The organism is Paraburkholderia sp. CI2 (assembly GCF_014201055.1).
Lineage (GTDB): Bacteria > Pseudomonadota > Gammaproteobacteria > Burkholderiales > Burkholderiaceae > Paraburkholderia > Paraburkholderia tuberum.
On the sequence record NZ_JACHDL010000008.1, the window covers coordinates 20093 to 38073 of the forward strand.

14 protein-coding genes, 1 tRNA gene and 1 pseudogene are annotated in these 17981 nt (G+C 62.5%); 7 read left to right on the forward strand and 9 right to left on the reverse strand.

Features of this window, described 5'->3' with window-relative positions; genetic code table 11:
- The first annotated feature begins 93 nt into the window (after window positions 1–93).
- From HDG32_RS13370 to HDG32_RS13380, 3 genes are read left to right on the forward strand one after another with little or no spacing between them, the layout of a single operon-like run.
- Entirely contained in the window at window positions 94–615 is a 522-nt protein-coding gene (locus HDG32_RS13370; RefSeq protein ID WP_260336445.1) for a GNAT family N-acetyltransferase, read from the forward strand.
- Window positions 612–1175, forward strand: coding sequence for a GNAT family N-acetyltransferase (locus HDG32_RS13375; protein ID WP_184067493.1), 564 nt, complete (start codon window positions 612–614; stop codon window positions 1173–1175). Before HDG32_RS13370 ends, HDG32_RS13375 begins: the two co-directional genes overlap by 4 nt.
- A gap of 7 nt (window positions 1176–1182) precedes the next feature.
- Entirely contained in the window at window positions 1183–4368 is a 3186-nt protein-coding gene (locus HDG32_RS13380) for a multidrug efflux RND transporter permease subunit (RefSeq protein ID WP_184067496.1), read from the forward strand.
- Window positions 4369–4373: 5 nt separating this feature from the next.
- Here the strand turns inward: HDG32_RS13380 and HDG32_RS13385 are convergent, their stop codons facing one another.
- A complete protein-coding gene (locus HDG32_RS13385) occupies window positions 4374–4619 on the reverse strand; it encodes a GNAT family N-acetyltransferase (protein ID WP_184068041.1) in 246 nt (81 codons plus the stop codon).
- 781 nt (window positions 4620–5400) lie between these two features.
- Between HDG32_RS13385 and HDG32_RS13390 the strand changes: the two genes are divergently transcribed.
- Window positions 5401–5477: transfer RNA gene (locus HDG32_RS13390), tRNA-Met, on the forward strand.
- 104 nt (window positions 5478–5581) lie between these two features.
- Here the strand turns inward: HDG32_RS13390 and HDG32_RS13395 are convergent.
- The 5 genes and pseudogenes from HDG32_RS13395 to HDG32_RS13415 all read right to left on the reverse strand — a co-directional run.
- A complete protein-coding gene (locus HDG32_RS13395) occupies window positions 5582–6493 on the reverse strand; it encodes a hypothetical protein (RefSeq protein ID WP_184067499.1) in 912 nt (303 codons plus the stop codon).
- A gap of 300 nt (window positions 6494–6793) precedes the next feature.
- Window positions 6794–6928 carry a hypothetical protein gene (locus tag HDG32_RS13400; protein WP_260336446.1) on the reverse strand — a complete coding sequence of 45 codons (135 nt, stop codon included), beginning with the start codon at window positions 6926–6928 and terminating at the stop codon, window positions 6794–6796.
- 45 nt (window positions 6929–6973) lie between these two features.
- Window positions 6974–7288, reverse strand: coding sequence for a DUF3761 domain-containing protein (locus HDG32_RS13405; RefSeq protein ID WP_184068046.1), 315 nt, complete (start codon window positions 7286–7288; stop codon window positions 6974–6976).
- A 116-nt stretch (window positions 7289–7404) separates the two neighbouring features.
- Window positions 7405–9090: a DUF4041 domain-containing protein gene (locus HDG32_RS13410; RefSeq protein ID WP_311539830.1), complete on the reverse strand. Its 1686-nt coding sequence runs from the start codon at window positions 9088–9090 to the stop codon at window positions 7405–7407.
- Window positions 9091–9316: 226 nt separating this feature from the next.
- Window positions 9317–10564 (reverse strand): annotated as a pseudogene (locus HDG32_RS13415) (type VI secretion system Vgr family protein); the annotation flags it as partial.
- A gap of 173 nt (window positions 10565–10737) precedes the next feature.
- Here HDG32_RS13415 and HDG32_RS13420 point away from each other — a divergent pair.
- Both HDG32_RS13420 and HDG32_RS13425 read left to right on the forward strand, forming a co-directional pair.
- Entirely contained in the window at window positions 10738–11577 is an 840-nt protein-coding gene (locus tag HDG32_RS13420) for an RNase A-like domain-containing protein (RefSeq protein WP_184067502.1), read from the forward strand.
- Window positions 11578–11584: 7 nt separating this feature from the next.
- The gene (locus HDG32_RS13425) at window positions 11585–11875 is read left to right on the forward strand and encodes a contact-dependent growth inhibition system immunity protein (protein ID WP_184067505.1); all 291 of its coding nucleotides are present in this window, start codon (window positions 11585–11587) and stop codon (window positions 11873–11875) included.
- 161 nt (window positions 11876–12036) lie between these two features.
- Here HDG32_RS13425 and HDG32_RS13430 read toward each other — a convergent pair whose 3' ends face one another.
- Window positions 12037–12735, reverse strand: a complete 699-nt coding sequence (locus HDG32_RS13430; RefSeq protein WP_184057359.1) for an aspartate/glutamate racemase family protein — start codon at window positions 12733–12735, stop codon at window positions 12037–12039.
- A gap of 163 nt (window positions 12736–12898) precedes the next feature.
- On the opposite strand from HDG32_RS13430, the gene HDG32_RS13435 reads away from it, so the two are divergent.
- On the forward strand, window positions 12899–14200 hold the full coding sequence (locus tag HDG32_RS13435; protein ID WP_184067508.1) for an amidohydrolase family protein: 1302 nt from the start codon (window positions 12899–12901) through the stop codon (window positions 14198–14200).
- 130 nt (window positions 14201–14330) lie between these two features.
- Here the strand turns inward: HDG32_RS13435 and HDG32_RS13440 are convergent, their stop codons facing one another.
- Together HDG32_RS13440 and folD are read right to left on the reverse strand one after the other, a co-directional pair.
- The gene (locus HDG32_RS13440) at window positions 14331–16436 is read right to left on the reverse strand and encodes a M3 family metallopeptidase (RefSeq protein WP_184067511.1); all 2106 of its coding nucleotides are present in this window, start codon (window positions 16434–16436) and stop codon (window positions 14331–14333) included.
- A 326-nt stretch (window positions 16437–16762) separates the two neighbouring features.
- A complete protein-coding gene (gene folD, locus HDG32_RS13445) occupies window positions 16763–17626 on the reverse strand; it encodes a bifunctional methylenetetrahydrofolate dehydrogenase/methenyltetrahydrofolate cyclohydrolase FolD (RefSeq protein ID WP_090800818.1) in 864 nt (287 codons plus the stop codon).
- Window positions 17627–17981 lie beyond the last annotated feature (355 nt).

Sequence of the window (17981 nt, forward strand, 5' to 3'; positions counted from 1 at the left end):
TGAGTTTCCGATGACAGACCGAACGCCATAACAATGACAGAACCAACGACAATATTTGAGAGCACGACACGGTTCGGGGCCGAACCGGTCGAGATGAGCATCAGGCCGCTGCATCCGGACGACGCCGCGCAACTCCACGCGCTGCGTTCATGCCCCGGTGTGATGCGCCAGAACCCGATGCGTCCGTATCCGACCTTGCAGCAGACTCAAGGCTGGCTCGCGAAGCTCGCGGCGCCGTCGATGGCGATTGCAGCGCTGGTGGGCGATACGCTGGTCGGCGCGGCCGATCTGCATCCGGGCGCGCTGCGTCGCGCGCATAGCGGCTGGCTGGGTATCAGCGTGCACGACGACTGGCAGGGCAAGGGCGTCGGCACGCGGCTGATGGCCGAACTGATCGATGCCGCCGACAACTGGTACGGGCTGCGCCGTCTCGAGCTGAACGTGTTCGCCGACAACCATCGCGCGATTGCGCTGTATCACAAGTTCGGTTTTTCGCACGAAGCGACCCTTCGCGGCGCCGTGCTGCGCGACGGCATGCTGATCGACTCGGTGTTCATGGGTCGCTTACGCGCGCCGATGGGTCATCTGCAAGCGGAAATCGAGGCGGCCGTATGAACGTCTCGTTGAAACCCGACACGGCGCATGTGATTATCCGCGCCCGCGAATTGTCCGACCTCGACGCGATCACTTCGTTGATGAACTGCCCCGGCGCGCGGCATGGCACGTTGCAGACGCCGTATCGCTCGAACGCGACGGTCGGGAGCTGGCTCGAAAAAATGCCCGCGAACACGCTCGGACTGTGCGCGGAGGCGGGCGGTCGCGTGGTCGGGATGATCGACGTGTTGCCGCGCATGCACCGGATGGCGCATTGCGCGGGAATCGGTCTCTGCGTGCATGACGATTACGTCGGGCGCGGCATCGGCACGGCGCTGCTCGCGGCGGCCGTCGAGTGCGCGGATACGCTGCTCGGCCTGCGTCGGCTGGAGTTGACCGTGTTCGTCGACAACCACCGCGCGATCGCCCTGTACCAGCGCTTCGGTTTCGTCGAGGAAGGACGCTCGCCGGCGTTCGCGATGCGCGACGGCAAGCTGGTCGATGCATTCCATATGGCCCGTTTCGCCGATGCGCCGGTGTTCGCTTCGCCGGTCGCGCTCGCACCGAACCCACACGCGTGAGCATGCCTTGGCCGCCTTTTTTATCGACCGACCGGTCTTTGCGTGGATTCTGGCGCTTGCGGTAATCATCGCGGGCGCGCTCGCGTTGACGCAACTGCCGGTCGCGCAATATCCACGACTCGCGCCGCCGCGTATCGTGATCGACGCTGTCTATCCGGGCGCATCGACAGAAGCCGTGGATGCGAACGTTGGCAGCATCATCGAAGAAAGTCTCGACGGTGCCGACGGGATGCTTTACTACGAAACCGCCAGCGACGGCCTCGGCAACCTTGAAATCGCGGCGACCTTCGCGCCCGGCACCAACCCCGATATCGCGATGATGGACGTGCAGAACCGGCTCAAGCAGGTCGAGCCGCGTTTGCCGCAACAGGTGGTGCAGCAGGGTATCAGCGTTTTCAAGGCCGCCAACACGTTCCTGATGCTGGTCGCGCTGACATCCACCGATGGCACGCGCGATTCCGCGCAACTGAGCGACATCCTCAGCCGCGACATCATGCGCGAACTGAAGCGCGCGCCGGGCGTCGGTTCCGCGCAACTGTGGGACGCCGACGAAGCGTTGCGCGTCTGGCTCGATCCGATGAAGCTGCGCGAATTCGGCCTCGCCGCGTCCGACGTCAACGCCGCGATTGCCGCGCAAAACGCGAGCGTCGCGGCAGGCACACTCGGCGACGCGCCGCTGGTGGACGGCCAGCAGCTGAGCGCGTCGGTGAACGTCAAAGGGCAGTTGCTGTCGCCGGAGGAATTCGGCCAGATCGTGCTGAAAGCGCACCCCGACGGCTCGGCCGTGCGGCTTGCCGACGTCGCGCGGGTCGAGATCGGCCGCGACAACTATACGTTCTGGTCGCGCCTGAACGGCAAGCCGTCGGCGACGGTCGGGATTCAACTCGGGCCGCGCGGCAACGCGCTCGAAACATCGGACGCGATTCGGGCGCGGCTCGCGGAACTGGCGAGCCGTTTGCCGCCGGGCGTCGCGGTTCAGGTGCCGTTCGATAGCGCGCGCTTCGTCAACGTTGCGATTCGCGAAGTGCTGATCACGCTGGCCGAGGCGATCTTGCTGGTGTTTCTCGTGATGTGGCTGTTCCTGCGCGATCTGCGCTACGCGCTGGTGCCGACAGTGGTGATTCCGGTCACGCTGATGGGTGCCTTTGTCACGATGTACGCATTCGGCTTGTCGATCAACGTGTTCACGATGTTCGGCCTCGTGCTGGCGATCGGCATTCTGGTCGACGACGCGATCGTGGTGGTCGAGAGCGTGCATCGCGTGATGGACGAGGAGGGCATGGCGCCGCGCGACGCGACATTGAAAGCGATGAAACAGATCGGCGGTGCGATCGTCGGCGTGACGGCGGTGCTGACCGCCGTGTTCGTGCCGATGGCGTTCTTTCCTGGCGGCGTCGGTGGGATTTACCGGCAATTCGCGGTCGCGATGATTGCGTCGATGCTGGTGTCGTCTTCCATGGCGCTTTCGTTGACGCCCGCGTTGTGCGCGAACCTGCTGAGCGCGCCTGCGCAATCGGTCCGTCAGCGTGACGCGCGACGCGGTTTGCGTGGCGTTGCCGCCCGCCTCTCGACGCGTTTCGAACAGGGCTTTGATCGCGCGTCGCGCGCCTACCGGGCCATGACGGCCGCCGCGATGCGCAGGGTCGGGCCGCTGCTCGCGGTGTATGCCGTCTTGCTGCTGCTGTGCGGCGCGTTGTACTGGCGGATGCCGGGCGGCTTCCTGCCCGTCGAAGACCAGGGCCAGCTGCAGGTGATGATCCAGTTGCCGGCCGGCGCGACGCAGGCGCGCACGCTCGCCGTCGTCGAAAAGACCGAGTCGATTTTGCGCATGCAAACGGCGGTGGCGAACGTGACAAGCGTGATCGGCTGGAGTTTCGAGGGCAACGGACAGAACGTAGCGATGTCATTCGTCACGCTGAAAGACTGGGGCCAGCGCGGCGTTGATGCGATGACGCTGCGCGACACGTTGAACCGGTCGTTCAGCCGGATTCTCGACGGCAACGTGCAGGCGCAATTGCCGCCGTCGGTGCCGGGCGTCGGGCATTCGGACGGCTTCACGTTCCGGCTCGAAGATCGCGGCGGTTTGGGCCGCGACGCGTTGAAGGCCGCCCGCGACCAGCTTGCCGAGCGCGCGAAGGCCGATCCGTCGCTGGCGTCGATTCATTTCGAGGATCTGCCCGACGCGCCGCGTATCGAACTCGACGTGGACCGCGCGAAGGCGTACGCGCTCGGCCTATCGTTCGACCGGATTGCGGACGTGCTCGGCAGCACCTTTGGCTCGTACTACGTCGACGATTTTCCGGCGGGTGGCCGGATGCGCCGCGTCCTGGTGGCGGGCGATGCGTCGACGCGGATGACGGAAACCGATCTGCTGGCGTTGTCGGTGCCGAACCAGTCGGGCGCGATGGTGCCGCTGTCGTCGGTTGCGACGCGCCGCTGGACCATCGGGCCAGTCGCATTGACGCGCTACAACGGCTATCCGTCGCTCGATCTGAACGGCCGTGCGGCGAGCGGTGTCAGTTCGGGGGCGGCGATGGAGGCGATGGAGCGGCTCGCGGCGAGCTTGCCTGCGGGCATCGCGTTCGACTGGGTCGATGCGGCGCGCGAAGAACGCGCGGCGGCGCGGCTGACGCCGTTGCTGCTCGGACTGTCGCTGCTGGCGGTGTTCATGGCGCTGGCCGCGCTATACGAAAGCTGGACGATTCCGCTCGCGGTGTTGATGGTCGTACCGCTTGGCGTAGTCGGCGCCATTGCGGCGATGCTGATGCGCGGCATGCCGAACGACGTCTACTTCAAGGTTGGGATGATCACAGTGATCGGCTTGTCCGCGAAAAACGCGATTCTGATCGTGCAATTCGCGCGCGACCTGAGCCTACGCGGCGTGCCGCTGACGCGCGCGGTGATACGCGCGGCGGGCGCGCGATTTCGCCCGATCGTGATGACGTCGTCGGCGTTCCTGCTGGGCGTCGTGCCGCTGGTGCTGGCGAGCGGCGGCGGTGCGGAAAGCCGCCGGTCGATCGGTACGGGCGTGTTCGGCGGCGTCGTGACGGCGACCTTGCTCGGGCTGGTGTTTGCGCCGGTCGCGTTTCAGGCGGTGGCGGTGGTCGCGCAGCAAGGGCCGCGCGGCGCGCTGCGGCGCTTGCATGGCTATCGGCGTCAGTCGCGCGAGTTGATTCGCGATGTCAGCACATGATCGGCTCACGCGCCGTCGATCTTCAGATACGCACGCGCGAGGCCTTCGTTTTCAAAGCCGAGCCGCTCGAGGAGTCGCGCGCTGCGCAGATTGTCGGGCCGGTAATTCGCCATTACGTGACGCAGTTGCAGCGTGCTAAAGACGTGGTCGATTGCGTTGCTCAACCCTTCGCGCGCGAAGCCGCGACCTTCGAAGCGCCGCGATACCGGGAACCTGAGATGACACGCCTGGAAGGATGCAAGACCAAAGATAGAAGTGTCATGGCGGTCTCACTGATGTGGCCACTATCGGCAGGGCGGTTATAGCCGATGTTACTTCAGGCCCATAGCTTCCTCCGGGCATAGCCGGTTGCAAAGCTCGCCAATCGTTTTTATGTCTTTAAATTTGCCGTCCGCAAATCCGGTGAGCGGCGTTGACCGTGGTCGCGCAAATAAAGCAACAGCCGCCGCAGGAAGATGCGTTCGTCCGAGCAGGAAAGCCGCACACCGCGCGCAGCAAGATGAACCGTCTTGATTGAAAGAAATGGTGTATCGCGTGAACGGGTATCCCCGCTTACGCAAATAAATGATCGATTGGAAGCACGAAGGGACGACTCATGGCGCAATACGCATGAGCATGAGCGACCGTGCTCTCGGCAGAAAAATTTAAATGCCGTGTTGATTCTTCATGCATGGGTGCCGATGCCTGCGCAACTTGAGCAAAGAGGTTTTCACGGGCAGCGCAGCAAGAATTGCATCGGGTGGATACGTCATATCAAGTTCCGCTCAACGATGAAGATAGCTTCTTGCGTTGTTGCGTTCGCGCGGGCGAGGCACGATGAATGAAGTCCCGGCCAGTTGCTCCGATTCGCGGTAGTCCCGCATCTTATCGCGTGCGCGAGCGGGGAGTGTGCAACTTGCCGTTGCGATGTTTCGTAGCGCGTGCGACGCATCGCGCCGCGTGAATGTGCCGCTTGCTCGATCGCACTCGATATGTATTTCGCGCCAACATTTGACGTTGTGTCAGCGATCCGATATACTCTTTTTTCTCTGACGCGGGGTGGAGCAGTCTGGCAGCTCGTCGGGCTCATAACCCGAAGGTCGTAGGTTCAAATCCTACCCCCGCAACCAATGAAATCAAAGGGTTACAGCGCGCTGGCGTGTAACCCTTTTTTGCATTTCTGGCGTCGTGTAACCTAGGTGTAACCGGTTCAAGGCCGGTGTATTCCGGCCACTCACCAGGTACCCCAAACATTCTCACCGTCGAACAAGCCGAATTGACCGTCGGCGTGCCGTTTTTCAAAGCGCTTCTTACGTCCCTGTGGCGTCTCGCGAATCTCACCACTTCCTTCAATTTTGTCGAGCACCGTGGTGACGCGGTGGCCCGTTACCTTAGCGTTGCCAAACTCGTCGAGTTTGCGCTCGCTTTCAAGCACACACCGGATCGAATCCCCGTGCTGAAAACTGACACGGTTATGCAAGACCTCTTCCTTGTACGCCTTGTCGTCCATGGTGAATGAAATGGCTTGGTCATTCCAACGCCCTTTCCACTGGATATCGCCGTGAGTTATGACCGGTGCCACAATCTCTATGATCGCCTCGTTGACCTCAGGCGCCAGCTTGTCGCTTTGCAGCACAAAGTTCGAAAAATCCGCCCGCTGAACAACCTGCTCTTCTGGCGCCGGTTCGTCCTGAGGTAACCACCGGAAGCCAACAGCAGTAACGGAGTTGTAGGAAAGGAGTTGCCTATAGAAATTGGAACGTCGGCGGTTGAGCTTCGCGTCCATTTGCAGGCTCAGACGGCTGAGCTTGTCCGCTCCGAATGTACTCGGCGACAGCAACTGTTCGGGCTGAGCCAGTTTAATGTAGATTGACGACGATTTGGATTTCTTGGCTGTTGCGTCGGGCGGCAACGGACGACTGGTTGTTGGAGTGCCCGTATTCAACTCACGCTGGAGCTTCTGAACCTCCAGTTCGGATCGCCGGTTTTCCGTTTTCAAGTGCTCGATGTTCAGGCGATTGATCTCCAACTGCTGCCTCTCCAATTCCTCGTTCGGCTTTGCCGGGGCAAGCCAAATCTGCACGGCTAGAGAGAGAAGTGTGCCCAGAATGGGTACCGTGAGAGTCCTATTGTCCTTGCGGACCACGACCCTCCATATGTCACGAAACCCGCCCTCCGTAGGGACGCTTGCCTCAAATCTAAGCTCTGCTCCCAAACATTGGGCAATGTAGGACACGGCGGCCAAAAACTCCGCTTCGCAGCGATTTCGGACGAACGCGTCCATGCAATGCGAGTTATGCTTTAAGTAGTAGTGCGTTTCAATGCGCGCGACATTCTCCACCTTCGTTTCTCCTTATTCTTGGCTGGGCAATAGTTTAGCAAGCTGAAGGAACGTGCATTTTCACTTGAACACCGGATAAATCCTCGTCGCACATCGTGCTCGCACCTATACATTTATGACTAGAACTGGCCCGATCACCTGAAAGCCGAGCGTCACGCCCGGCACGGGGAAACCGGCCGGTGCATAGACCGGGGTACCGGCGAGTACGTCATAGCTGTACGCACCGAAGCGGGACGGCACCGAGCCCTTCAGGCCGATAGCTGCGCCCGCGAGCTGAGTGCCAAACTATTCCCATTCGGCGACACCACCGTGCCGCGAGCAGGTACCCGAACGATGCTGGCTGAAGCTGTAGCTTCCGTCACCGCAATGGGCCGTAGCGCCCGGAGGAACAGCGCCATCTTTCGTTCTTGAGGGAGCGTGCACATTATGGCCATCGTGGTTCATGTAGTGACCGTGGCGCGTCAGGTCGGCCTCGTCTGGCTGGGTCCAGTCGTCTGCCGTCGAGTTGCGAGCATAAACCGGCGTCACCGCCAATGCGGCTATCGCAAGAGCGAGTGCTGTAGCCAATTTTGCTTTGGATATCTGAAAAGTGATTTTCATGAAAATTGGAAACGTGATCGGAAACATCAACTGAATCGGTGTCAAACGCATTATTTTGATTCGTGTTCCCGCTCTAGCCGCAATAATCCCTCGCCCGAAGTTGTGAAACGGTTCGCTTACCGTGATGCGGATTCAAGCTCACTCTCCTCGTCGCCCTCCAAGCCTGCCTCGTAAGCATTCTGTTGACTGAACCACCTGTCTCGCCGCTCCGGGTCTGCCTCAATCTGGCGCGCAATCGAAAGACTTTCGCGATACTCCGTAGCAGCGGCGGTCATTGTCCACGACACATTCAGTCCCATGTCTTCTACCGTCGCACGCAAATCCGCAAGCCCGACGCGGAAAAATTCCTTGCGCGGATTCACCTTGTTGACCTGCGCCTCGAAGAACTTGCGATGCAGCGTCCGTTCGAGGTCAGGAGCATTCTCGGACCAGATCATGGCGTGCACATCGAACGAGAATGGCACGCTCGCGTCACCAAGCTCCCGGACGCGATCCATAGGTTCAAGACGGCGGGTCAGGCCAACCTTGTAAACGTGATCGCCAAACGAGCCGATGTTTGAAATGATGTAGACGTGCCCAGCCTTCGTCTGCTGCGCCATCGAAAGCGCACGCTGATTCTTTTCCTCCGCCTGGCGCAGCTTTTCTTCAAGCTCTGCAAGCTGAGCTTCGAACTGCGCCTTTTGCTCTTCCGTTGCGCGCGCAATCTGGCCGTGCGCCTTTTCCATCGCGCGTCGAATCAGGTCCTCCTCCCTCGCAGCCTCACGCATCGCGCGTTCGTACTCCCTACGAGCTTTCTCCTCCTCACGCATCTGCTCGCGAATCTGCCGTTGCTCTTCCTTTTCTCGCTCGCGAAGTTCGTGTGTGCGCACCGCCCAGACCAGTTCCTCGATGCGCGCGCCAATGTACTCCTTCAGAATTCGCGCGCTCCGGAACGCCGCCCCATTGTGGTTCACCAGTGCGGCGGCATCCTTGATTTCCTGTTGCAACGTGCCGAAGTTGTCTACCTTGGCACGAGAAAGGATGGAGTCCACCTTACCGTTGAAAGCGTCGACAACAAACCTGATAGCAGTGTCACGGCGGATTTTTTCGACGTAGTTGCACTCAGCCGCGCGGTTCTGCGTTGCCATCAATTTCGAATAGTCGCGTGCGACCTTGAGCTGTTTTCCTGCTTCCGTATGCGAGTAGGTCTCCGCGAGGTCGTCCAGCAAACTGTGGCTGGGGATCATGTAGGAGTCCCCATAGCCATCGATAACGTTTTTCATTGCGGCAACAGTCGCCGTCAGGCTGTCGGCGTCCTGTAGCGCGCGCAGGGCATCGCCGCCAATTTCCTCCGCTCTTTTGCTGGCATCCTCGATAACCTTTGCTGCTTGCATGCTGGCGCGAGAAATCATCTGCTCCGCCTCGCCACGCTTCTGTCTGGCCGCAGCGTTCGCCTCTGCCATCAGTCGCGTGACCTCTTCCTCTGTGGCCGCGAGCGATGCGGTTGATTTGCTCTTGGCGAAGTTCAGGATTTGTGCCGCTTCGGCTCTGATGCGATCGGCCTCGACCGAGGTGTCGCGTATGCTGACAAACTGGGAAAGGGAGTCCCTGTCGGCCGTTGTTGCTGCCAGTTGCTCCCTCAAGGCAGCTATTGCATGCGCATTAGTAGCGTCGTTTTCCTCTTTCACCGTTCGCAACACTTCGAAGCGCGCGCTTAGGTCAGTGGACTCCTTCCTGCTTGCCGACAACGCCTTGGAGGCAACAGAGTACCGCCACAGCAGCACCGCGACGAGGATGACGAGAATAGTTATAGTCAAGACCACGGGTCCTCTCAAAGTCCTATGAACAATGCCCAGATTGCGTTAGTCACTCTTACTACTTGCTCGCGTTCCGAGCCGCCCCTACGTCTGCTCGCCGCAGGCGACAAGGCTCCACGTCGCATTGGTACGGTGCACGCGCATGCCGAGCAATGCGTCGAGGAACGGAATGGGTCGGGGATCGTTCATGACAAGCTGCGGCATGGCTTCGCCCTTCCTGACGTGTCGTGTTTGCGAGACGCAGAGGCACGCTCTCGCCACCCTTGGGCCAGGTGCCGAAGTCGGCATCAAGCCGAACCACGTAGTAGCCCGCCGCGTTCAGGTAGCCATAGGTGTATTTGTCCGGGCTGCAAATTCGGGCAGAGAGCGCGCCGGAAATGCGAGCCCACTTTTCCGGCTCGAACTGGAGCCGGAAACGCCGGTCAGCGGGAATCGCCTTGAAGCTGTTCGAATAGGACGCATCGCGTGCGCCGCTGTGCGTGAGCTCGACAATGACCTGGCCTTTGGGCGCGTCGGGCAGCACGATATCGGTCTCCAGCACGCTCGCGCACTGCAACGCCAGCACGTTACTCTCGCTTTCGTACACGACCTGCCGCGCAATCGCCGCTTCGTGGCGGAGCTGCACCTCCCACTTCGCACCCGCTTGGTCAAGGTGATTCGTGCCGTAGAGATAAGGCTGGCCGTAGGTGGTCGGGTCCTGAGGCGCGACATTCGCCGTGTCGCGGAAACGTTCCCAGGCGCTCTCAGGGTTATAGTCCGCGACCGTGAACGACTGCGGCACCGTCACGGTATGGGTCCTGATAGTCGTGACGGCTTCCACACCGTCCGCTTCGAGTCCCGCCGCCTCGCGGTACGGCACGATCCGTTGCGGCTCGTCGTAAAGGTAGTGATCCAAGTCATCGGCAAAGACGGTCATGTCGCCATGTTCCGTTTCCACGATGTAGCTGTAGATGCCCGCCTTCTGCATCAGCATCTGGACATAGGCCAGATCGTTCGTCTGGTACTGGAAGCGCCACAGGTGAACCGGATACTGGCGGCGCAGGCGCAACGCCACCAGGTGATCCGGGATACCGTGCCGGCGCAGGATGGCCTGGATGATCTGCGGTGTCGTGAGGTGCTGGTAAGGCTGCGTGGTCGTGACGGCCTCAAGCCGTCCGAAGTACGACTTCAGGAGAACTTCGTACTTCGTGAAATCCTTCGTGGTCTGGACCGTCGAGAAGCGCGCGATGAACCCGGAAAACTTGCGCATGGCCCCATCGTCGGCCACGATGGAAAACGCCGCGTCGCGGTTCAGGTAGTCCGCGCGCGCAAGCTGCTGAGGGTGGGTCAGCGTAATGCGCACCTCGGTCGGCGCACCCATCCTTTCGGTGGCCTCGAACGACACGACCGACAGGGCCGGCGCGCTGTCCGTGCCGGGTACGTCGAGGTGATACGCCTGCCGCCCTGGTATGGCGTGCAGTGCGGCTTGCAGGTCCGCCATCGGCTGGCCTCCTTGCTGGTTGTCGGGGAGACGCGGCCCAGTACATCGGGACTGCAATAGTGGTGAAAGGCCGCGATGCGGGACTCATTTCGCCCCTGAACGCTTTTACCCTGCGAGCCGTCCCGATTCAATCCGGCAAACTCTGAAAAACTGTCATTTATTGTCAAGGCGCAATGCTTCTTCCACCGGCTCAGGAAAGTAGTGGGAGCGTACGACTGAGCGCCCCGCAACTGTCGGCCGTACTGGCTCGCCAGTCGATTAGCCCCACCGAAATGCTTTCCAACCGTCTGTGGGGCGGTTTGCAGGTTGTCGGCGGGGTGCTTGAAATGGCCGGAGCGGCAGCGCTGTGCGTGTTGCCCGAACCGACGATGGCAAGCAAGGCCGGGTGTGTAGTGTTCGGGGCGCATGGTTCGGACACGGCCGCGGCGGGCCTGCGTCAGGTCTGGATAGGGCGCGATACCGCCAGCCTGACTCAGCATGGCACGACAAAGCTGGCAGAGGCGATGCGGGTCAGCCCTGACCTGGCAGGCCAGATCGGCCTGTCTATCGAGATGGCCGTGCCGTTCGGCTTTGCTGGCTCGATCAAGGCAGCACGTGCGGCCAGCGTTACGATGGGCCGGATCCATCTGCAAATGCACGAGGCGAAAGCGCTCAATCCAAGGCTCGGAGGGCACACGCTCCAGAAGCATGTTGGTAAGAACGAAGCATGGCTCAGGGAGCGGCTGAAACGCGAGTCCGGGCGAGTCATCGTGTCGTCATTCACAAATCTCGAGCAGGCCGAACGTGCCATTTCTGAAGCAGTGGATGCCAATGCTGGAAGAATCAGGACGTGGGCGCAGTCTTCGACTCGAAGCGCGACGATCATGGTAACCAAAGTCGTCTCAGGCGACATTGGATATGGAGTGACGCGGGAAACAGGCACACTCACGCGCATAAACCAGGTGTTCGTCGTCCTGAAATACGAAACCTATAACGGCATGCCATATTACGTCCTTACCGCCTACCCTGAATGAGAAATCAATGAGTTACTCCGAGCGCTATCCAGCAATGGAGCATATTTTTAATGTGTATTTCGGCCAGGACTTCGACCTGTTCGGGGAGAACGTGCAAGAAATTGTCGCGTGTTACAAGAAAGACAGCCCTTACGATTATGAAAATTTGATTCGCGAAATTGACTCGTTCAGGAGCGAACATCCGAGTGACCTGGACGCCACTTTCAAACAGGTGTTCAGGAGGGGGTTTCGTCCCGAAGGCTGGGGCTACACAACCGCCTCTTTTCTCGACGAGATCCAGCGCGTTCTGAGCGAATAATCGGCTTGTTGCCAGTTGCGGACAGTTCGGTGCGGTCCGACGTCTATGCACGGGACGTTCTCAGTGTCGATCTATCGCTTTCGACTCGCGCCTTCTCTCACCGCCAAAGGGAGGCGAATCTGTTTTCCTTCCGGCGCAAAACCAGAGCCCCGCGCCCATTTTCACTCCGCCCCGATCGCCCACTCCACCGCCGCCTGCGCATGCAACGCAGTGGTATCGAACACCGGCAGCACCGAATCTTCGGGCTTGATCAGCAGCGTGATCTCGGTGCAGCCGAGTATCACCGCCTGCGCGCCACGCGCGGCCAGATGCTCGATCACGCGTTGATAAACCTTGCGCGACGCGTCGGCCACGTTACCGTGGCATAGCTCGTCGTAAATGATGCGGTGCACGTCCGCGCGTTCGTCCTCATCAGGCACGAGCGTGTCGAGTCCATAGCGCTCGCGCAGCCGGCCCATATAGAACGTCTGCTCCATCGTGTAGCGCGTGCCGAGCAGGCCCACCCGCTCGACGCCCGCCGCGCGCAGCGCCGCGCCGGTCGGATCGGCGATGTGCAGGAACGGCACCGTGATCGCCTGCTCGATCGATTCGCACACGCGATGCATCGTGTTCGTCGCAAGAATCACGAGATCGGCGCCGCCGCGTTCGAGCTGGCGCGCGGCGTCGGCCATCTGTTCGCCGAGCGCGTGCCAGTCGCCGGCGCGCTGGTTCGCCTCGATCGACGCGAAATCGACGGTCAGCAGAAGACTGCGCGCGTTGTGATGGCCGCCGAGCCGCGCCTTCGCGTGGCGGTTCAGCAGCCGGTAATATTCGGTGGACGACTCCCAGCTCATTCCGCCGATCACGCCGATCGTTTTCATCTGTACGCTCCGTCAATGCATGGCCGAAACGGCGAGTATAGGCGCGTCGCATCGCGCGCAGCCGGTACGGATTTCGGCCTGCGCGCCGGTACGCATCGGTGCCCGCATTTTTCTGGCGCCGATAGAATCGTAGCGAGTCCGAACGCGATCAACCGGAGCGAACATGGATCTGATCATCCGCCACGCGACGCTGCCGCGCAGTGCCGCGCAGCTGTCCCCGCATCACCAGTCCCCAATCGACATCGGCATCGATGCGGGCCGTATCGTCGCCGTCGAGCCGAACCTGGCCGCGAGCGCGCGCGACGAAATCGACGCGGCCGGTTCGCTCGTCACGCCGCCGTTCGTCGACCCGCATTTCCATATGGACGCGACGCTGTCGTACGGTTTGCCGCGCGTGAACGCGTCGGGCACGCTGCTCGAAGGCATCGCGCTATGGGGCGAGCTGAAGCCCGAGCTCACGCAGCAAGCGTTGATCGAACGCGCGATGCAGTATTGCGATTGGGCGGTCGCGCGCGGCCTGCTCGCGATCCGCAGCCACGTCGACGTGTGCGATCCGCGTCTGCTCGCGGTCGAGGCATTGCTCGAAGTGAAGCGCCGCGTCGCGCCGTATCTCGATCTGCAGTTGGTTGCCTTCCCGCAAGACGGTCTGCTGCGCAGCGCCGGCGCGTTCGATAATCTGAAGCGCGCGATCGACATGGGCGTCGACGTGGTCGGCGGCATTCCGCATTTCGAGCGGACGATGGCCGACGGCGCGCAGTCGGTGCGCATGCTGTGCGAGTACGCGGCCGAAAAGGGCTTGCGCGTCGATATGCATTGCGACGAATCGGACGATCCGCTATCGCGCCACATCGAAACGCTCGCGGCCGAAACGCACCGGCTCGGCCTGCACGGACGTGTCGCCGGTTCGCACCTGACGTCGATGCATTCGATGGACAACTACTACGTGAGCAAGCTGTTGCCGTTGATTCGCGAGTCGGGCGTCGCGGCGATCGCGAATCCGCTGATCAACATTACGCTGCAAGGCCGCAGCGACACATACCCGAAACGGCGCGGCATGACGCGGGTACCGGAGATGCTGGCCGCGGGCATCACGGTCGCGTTCGGCCACGACTGCGTGATGGACCCGTGGTACAGCCTCGGTTCGGCCGACATGCTCGAAGTCGCGCAGATGGGCCTGCATGTTGCGCAGATGACCAGCGTCGACGGCATGCACGCCTGTTTCGACGCGGTGACCGTGAACGCGGCGCGCATTCTCGGTCTGGAAGACTATGGCATCGCGCCCGGATGCGCGGCCAATCTCGTCGTGCTCGATGCGCGCGACGAGATCGAGGCGATCCGTCTGCGCGCCGCGCGGCTCGTGGTGGTGAGCCGGGGCAGGGTGGTCGGCCGCGCGCCGGCCGCGAGCGTGTCGTTATCGCTCGAAGGGCGGCCTGAGCAGGTCGATTTCAAGCTGCATCGCGCGTAGCGACATATCTCGCGCATCAATGACAAACCGGCGGCCTGCGCGAGCAGACCGCCGGTTTTTCTATCGGCATCGTTCATTCAGCGCCATCGCATCCAGGCCGAACGAACGATCATCGCGACGTTTCAATCGCTCAGTGCGCGGCACCCGGCGCCATGCCGTTATGCCGTAGCAGCGCATCGATATTCGGCTCGCGGCCACGGAACGCCTTGAACGATTCCATCGCCGGACGGCTGCCGCCCACTTCGAGAATCTCGCGACGATAACGCATGCCGGTCGACTGATCGAGCACGCTGCCCGCGGCTTGCGCGGCTTCCTCGAACGCCGCGTACGCGTCGGCCGACAGCACTTCGGCCCACTTGTAGCTGTAGTAGCCGGCCGCGTAACCGCCCGCGAAAATATGGCTGAACGTATTCGGCCAGCGCGAGAACGGCGCTTGCGGCACGACGTGGAAGCGTTCGTTGATTTCGCGCGCGAGTTCGTTGGCGCTCTTCGCGCCGTTCGCGTCGAAGCCGGTATGCAGTTGCATGTCGAACATCGAGAACACGATCTGCCGCAGCGTGCCGAGGCCGCTCTGGAAGTTCTTCGCGGCGAGCATCTTGTCGAACAGCTCGCGCGGCAGCGGCTTCGCGGTATCGACGTGCGAGGTCATGTCGGACAGCACGTCCCACTCCCAGCAGAAGTTCTCCATGAACTGCGAAGGCAGCTCGACCGCATCCCATTCGACGCCGTTGATGCCTGACACGCCGAGCTCATCGACGCGCGTGAGCATGTGATGCAAGCCGTGGCCGAACTCATGGAACAGCGTGATCACTTCGTCGTGCGTGAAGCAGGCGGGCTTGCCGCCGACCGGCGCCGAGAAATTACAGGTCAGATACGCGACCGGCGTTTGCACCGCGCCATGCGCGAGCTTGTGACGACCGCGTGCGTCGTCCATCCAGGCGCCGCCGCGCTTGCCTTCGCGTGCATACAGGTCGAGATAGAACTGCGCGACGAGGCCGCCGTCCTGATTCTCGACGCGGAAGAAGCGCACGTCCGGATGCCAGACGGCCGCTTCGTCGCGGCGGATGCGCACGCCAAACAGCGTCTCGGTGACCTTGAACAGGCCCTTGAACACCGCGTCTTCCGGGAAGTACTGCTTCACTTCGTTTTCCGAGAACGAATAGCGCTTCTGGCGCAGGCGCTCGGCGGCGAACGTCATGTCCCACGGCTGCAGATCGGTCATGCCGAGTTCGCTCGCGGCAAATTCGCGCAGCTCTTTCCAGTCCTGCTCGGCATGCGGACGCGCGCGCGTCGCGAGGTCTTCGAGGAAGGCCATTACCTGCGCCGGCGATTCGGCCATCTTCGGCGCGAGCGACACTTCGGCGAAGTTGCCGTAGCCGAGCATCTGCGCTTCTTCGGTGCGCAGCTTCAGTTCGTCGGCGAGCACCTGGGTGTTGTCCCACTCGGTCTTGCCGTTGCCGTATTGCGCGCCGAGCTCGGACGCGCGCGTCACATAGGCGCGATACATCGCTTCGCGCATCGGACGGTTTTCCGAGTACTGCATGACCGGGAAATAAGACGGGAAGTGCAGCGTGAACTTGTAGCCAGTCTTGCCGTCTCGCTCGGCGGCTTCCTTCGCGGCTTCGATCACGTCTTCGGGCAGTCCCGCCAGTTGCGTTTCGTTGCCCGCATCGACGATGTACGCATACGCGTTGGTCGCATCGAGCACGTGATCCGAAAACGCCTTCGACAGCGCCGCCTGGCGCTCCTGCAATTCGGCGAAACGCGGCTTCTGGTCTTCCGGCAACTCGGCGCCCGACAGACGGAAATCACGCAGCGCGTTGCTGAGGATCTTCTTGCGTTCGCCGTTCAGCGATGCGAATTCGTCGCTGGCGTTCAGTGCCTTGTACTTCTCGTAGAGCGCGAGATTCTGGCCGACGCTCGACCAGAACTCGGTCACGCGCGGCAGGTTCTCGCCGTACACGGCGCGTAGCTCGGGCGTATCGGCGACGGCATTGAGATGACCGATCACGCTCCACGCGCGCGACAGCGGCTCGGTGGCGCGCTCGACCGGTTCGACGACGTCGGCCCACGACGCGGGCGTGGCCGGCAGCGCGGCACGCTCGACGGCGGCCGCCGCGTCGGCGAGCAGCACGTCGAGGGCGGGCGTCACGTGTTCGGGTCGGATGGAGCCAAAGCGCGGCAGATCGGAAAAATCGAGGAGCGGGTTGTCTTGATGCGTGGCGGTAGTGGACATAAGGCTTCCTGTCTGACGCGGGTGAAGGGGGCAGTGCGGCGCTCGCGCGTGCCGTCTCGTGCTGGGGTCGCTCGACGCCCGGCGCACGGCGCATGGCGGCACCGGCTACGGACATTATTGGGGCGCGGGGCGCCGATTCCAATCCATCGGCTGACAAATTAACAGATGTTGCGGCGCGTTGGGCGCGCGTTGGGGCAGGGCGTGGGCCGTGGGATCCGGCGACGCGGTAAGGAGGCGGTGGTTCCGCGAGAGAGAAGGGCGGGTGATGACCCGGTGGACGAGACGGATGAGTCGCCTCACTCCGCCTCGCGCTCACCGCCCGGCGGTTACGCCTTGGCCGCGTCCGCCTCGCGCTCGGCCGCTTCGATCGTGTTGACGAGCAGCATCGTGATCGTCATCGGGCCGACGCCGCCCGGCACCGGCGTGATATGGCCGGCCACTTCCTTGACACCCGCGAAGTCGACGTCGCCGCACAGCTTGCCGGCGTCGTCGCGATTCATGCCGACGTCGATCACGGTCGCGCCCGGCTTCACCATGTCCGCGGTCAGGATGTTGCGCAGACCGGTCGCGGCGACCACGACGTCGGCGTTGCGCGTGTGCGCGGCCAGATCGCGCGTCTTGCTGTGGCAGATCGTGACGGTCGCGCCCGCTTCGAGCAGCAGCAGCGCCATCGGCTTGCCGACGATGTTCGAGCGGCCGATCACGACCGCGTTCGCGCCCTTCAGATCGATGCCGTAGGCCGCGAACATCTTCATCACGCCGTACGGCGTGCACGGACGGAACAGCGGCTGACCCGTCATCAGCGCGCCCGCATTGGCGACGTGGAAACCGTCGACGTCCTTCTCGGGCGCGATCGCCTCGATCACCTTGTGGCTGTCGATGTGCTTCGGCAGCGGCAGCTGCACGAGAATGCCGTGGATGGCCGGATCGCGATTCAGCTCGTCGATGCGCGCGAGCAGGTCGGCTTCGGGCAGATCGGCCGGATAGCGGTCGAACGACGAACCGAGGCCGTTGTCGTGGCAGGCCTTCACCTTGTTGCGCACATACACTTCGCTGGCCGGATTGTCGCCGACCAGAATCACGGCGAGGCCCGGCTGATGGCCGCGGGCGGTCAGGGCGGCGGCGCGCGCCGCGACGTCGGCGCGCAGGGTCTTGGAGAGGGCGAGGCCGTCGATCAGTTTGGCAGTCATGGTCGGTCGAACGTTGGGTCGAGATTGGGATCGGGAATCAGGTCGGGACAGACGGTTTGGCAGGCGGGGCGAAGCGCTCGCGCGGAGGGGCGCGCGACGGCGTGCTTCGGCTGGCTGACGGAGCCCCGTCGCCCTGCGACAGGCGCGCTGCCGGTTCGGGCAAGGCGCCGCCGCGAAGTCCGACATTATACCGGCGCGGGGGCGCGCTTTCGCAGTGGATTCGGGGCGCGCGGCGCGCGTGGGAGCGTCCGGGAGGTGAGGCGGCGGTCCTGTGGCGGCCAGGAAGCGCACTGCGAGCGGCGGGGCAGGCCGCTCGCACGCCACCCGCACGCCGGACTCGGCGTCGGTCAGGCCG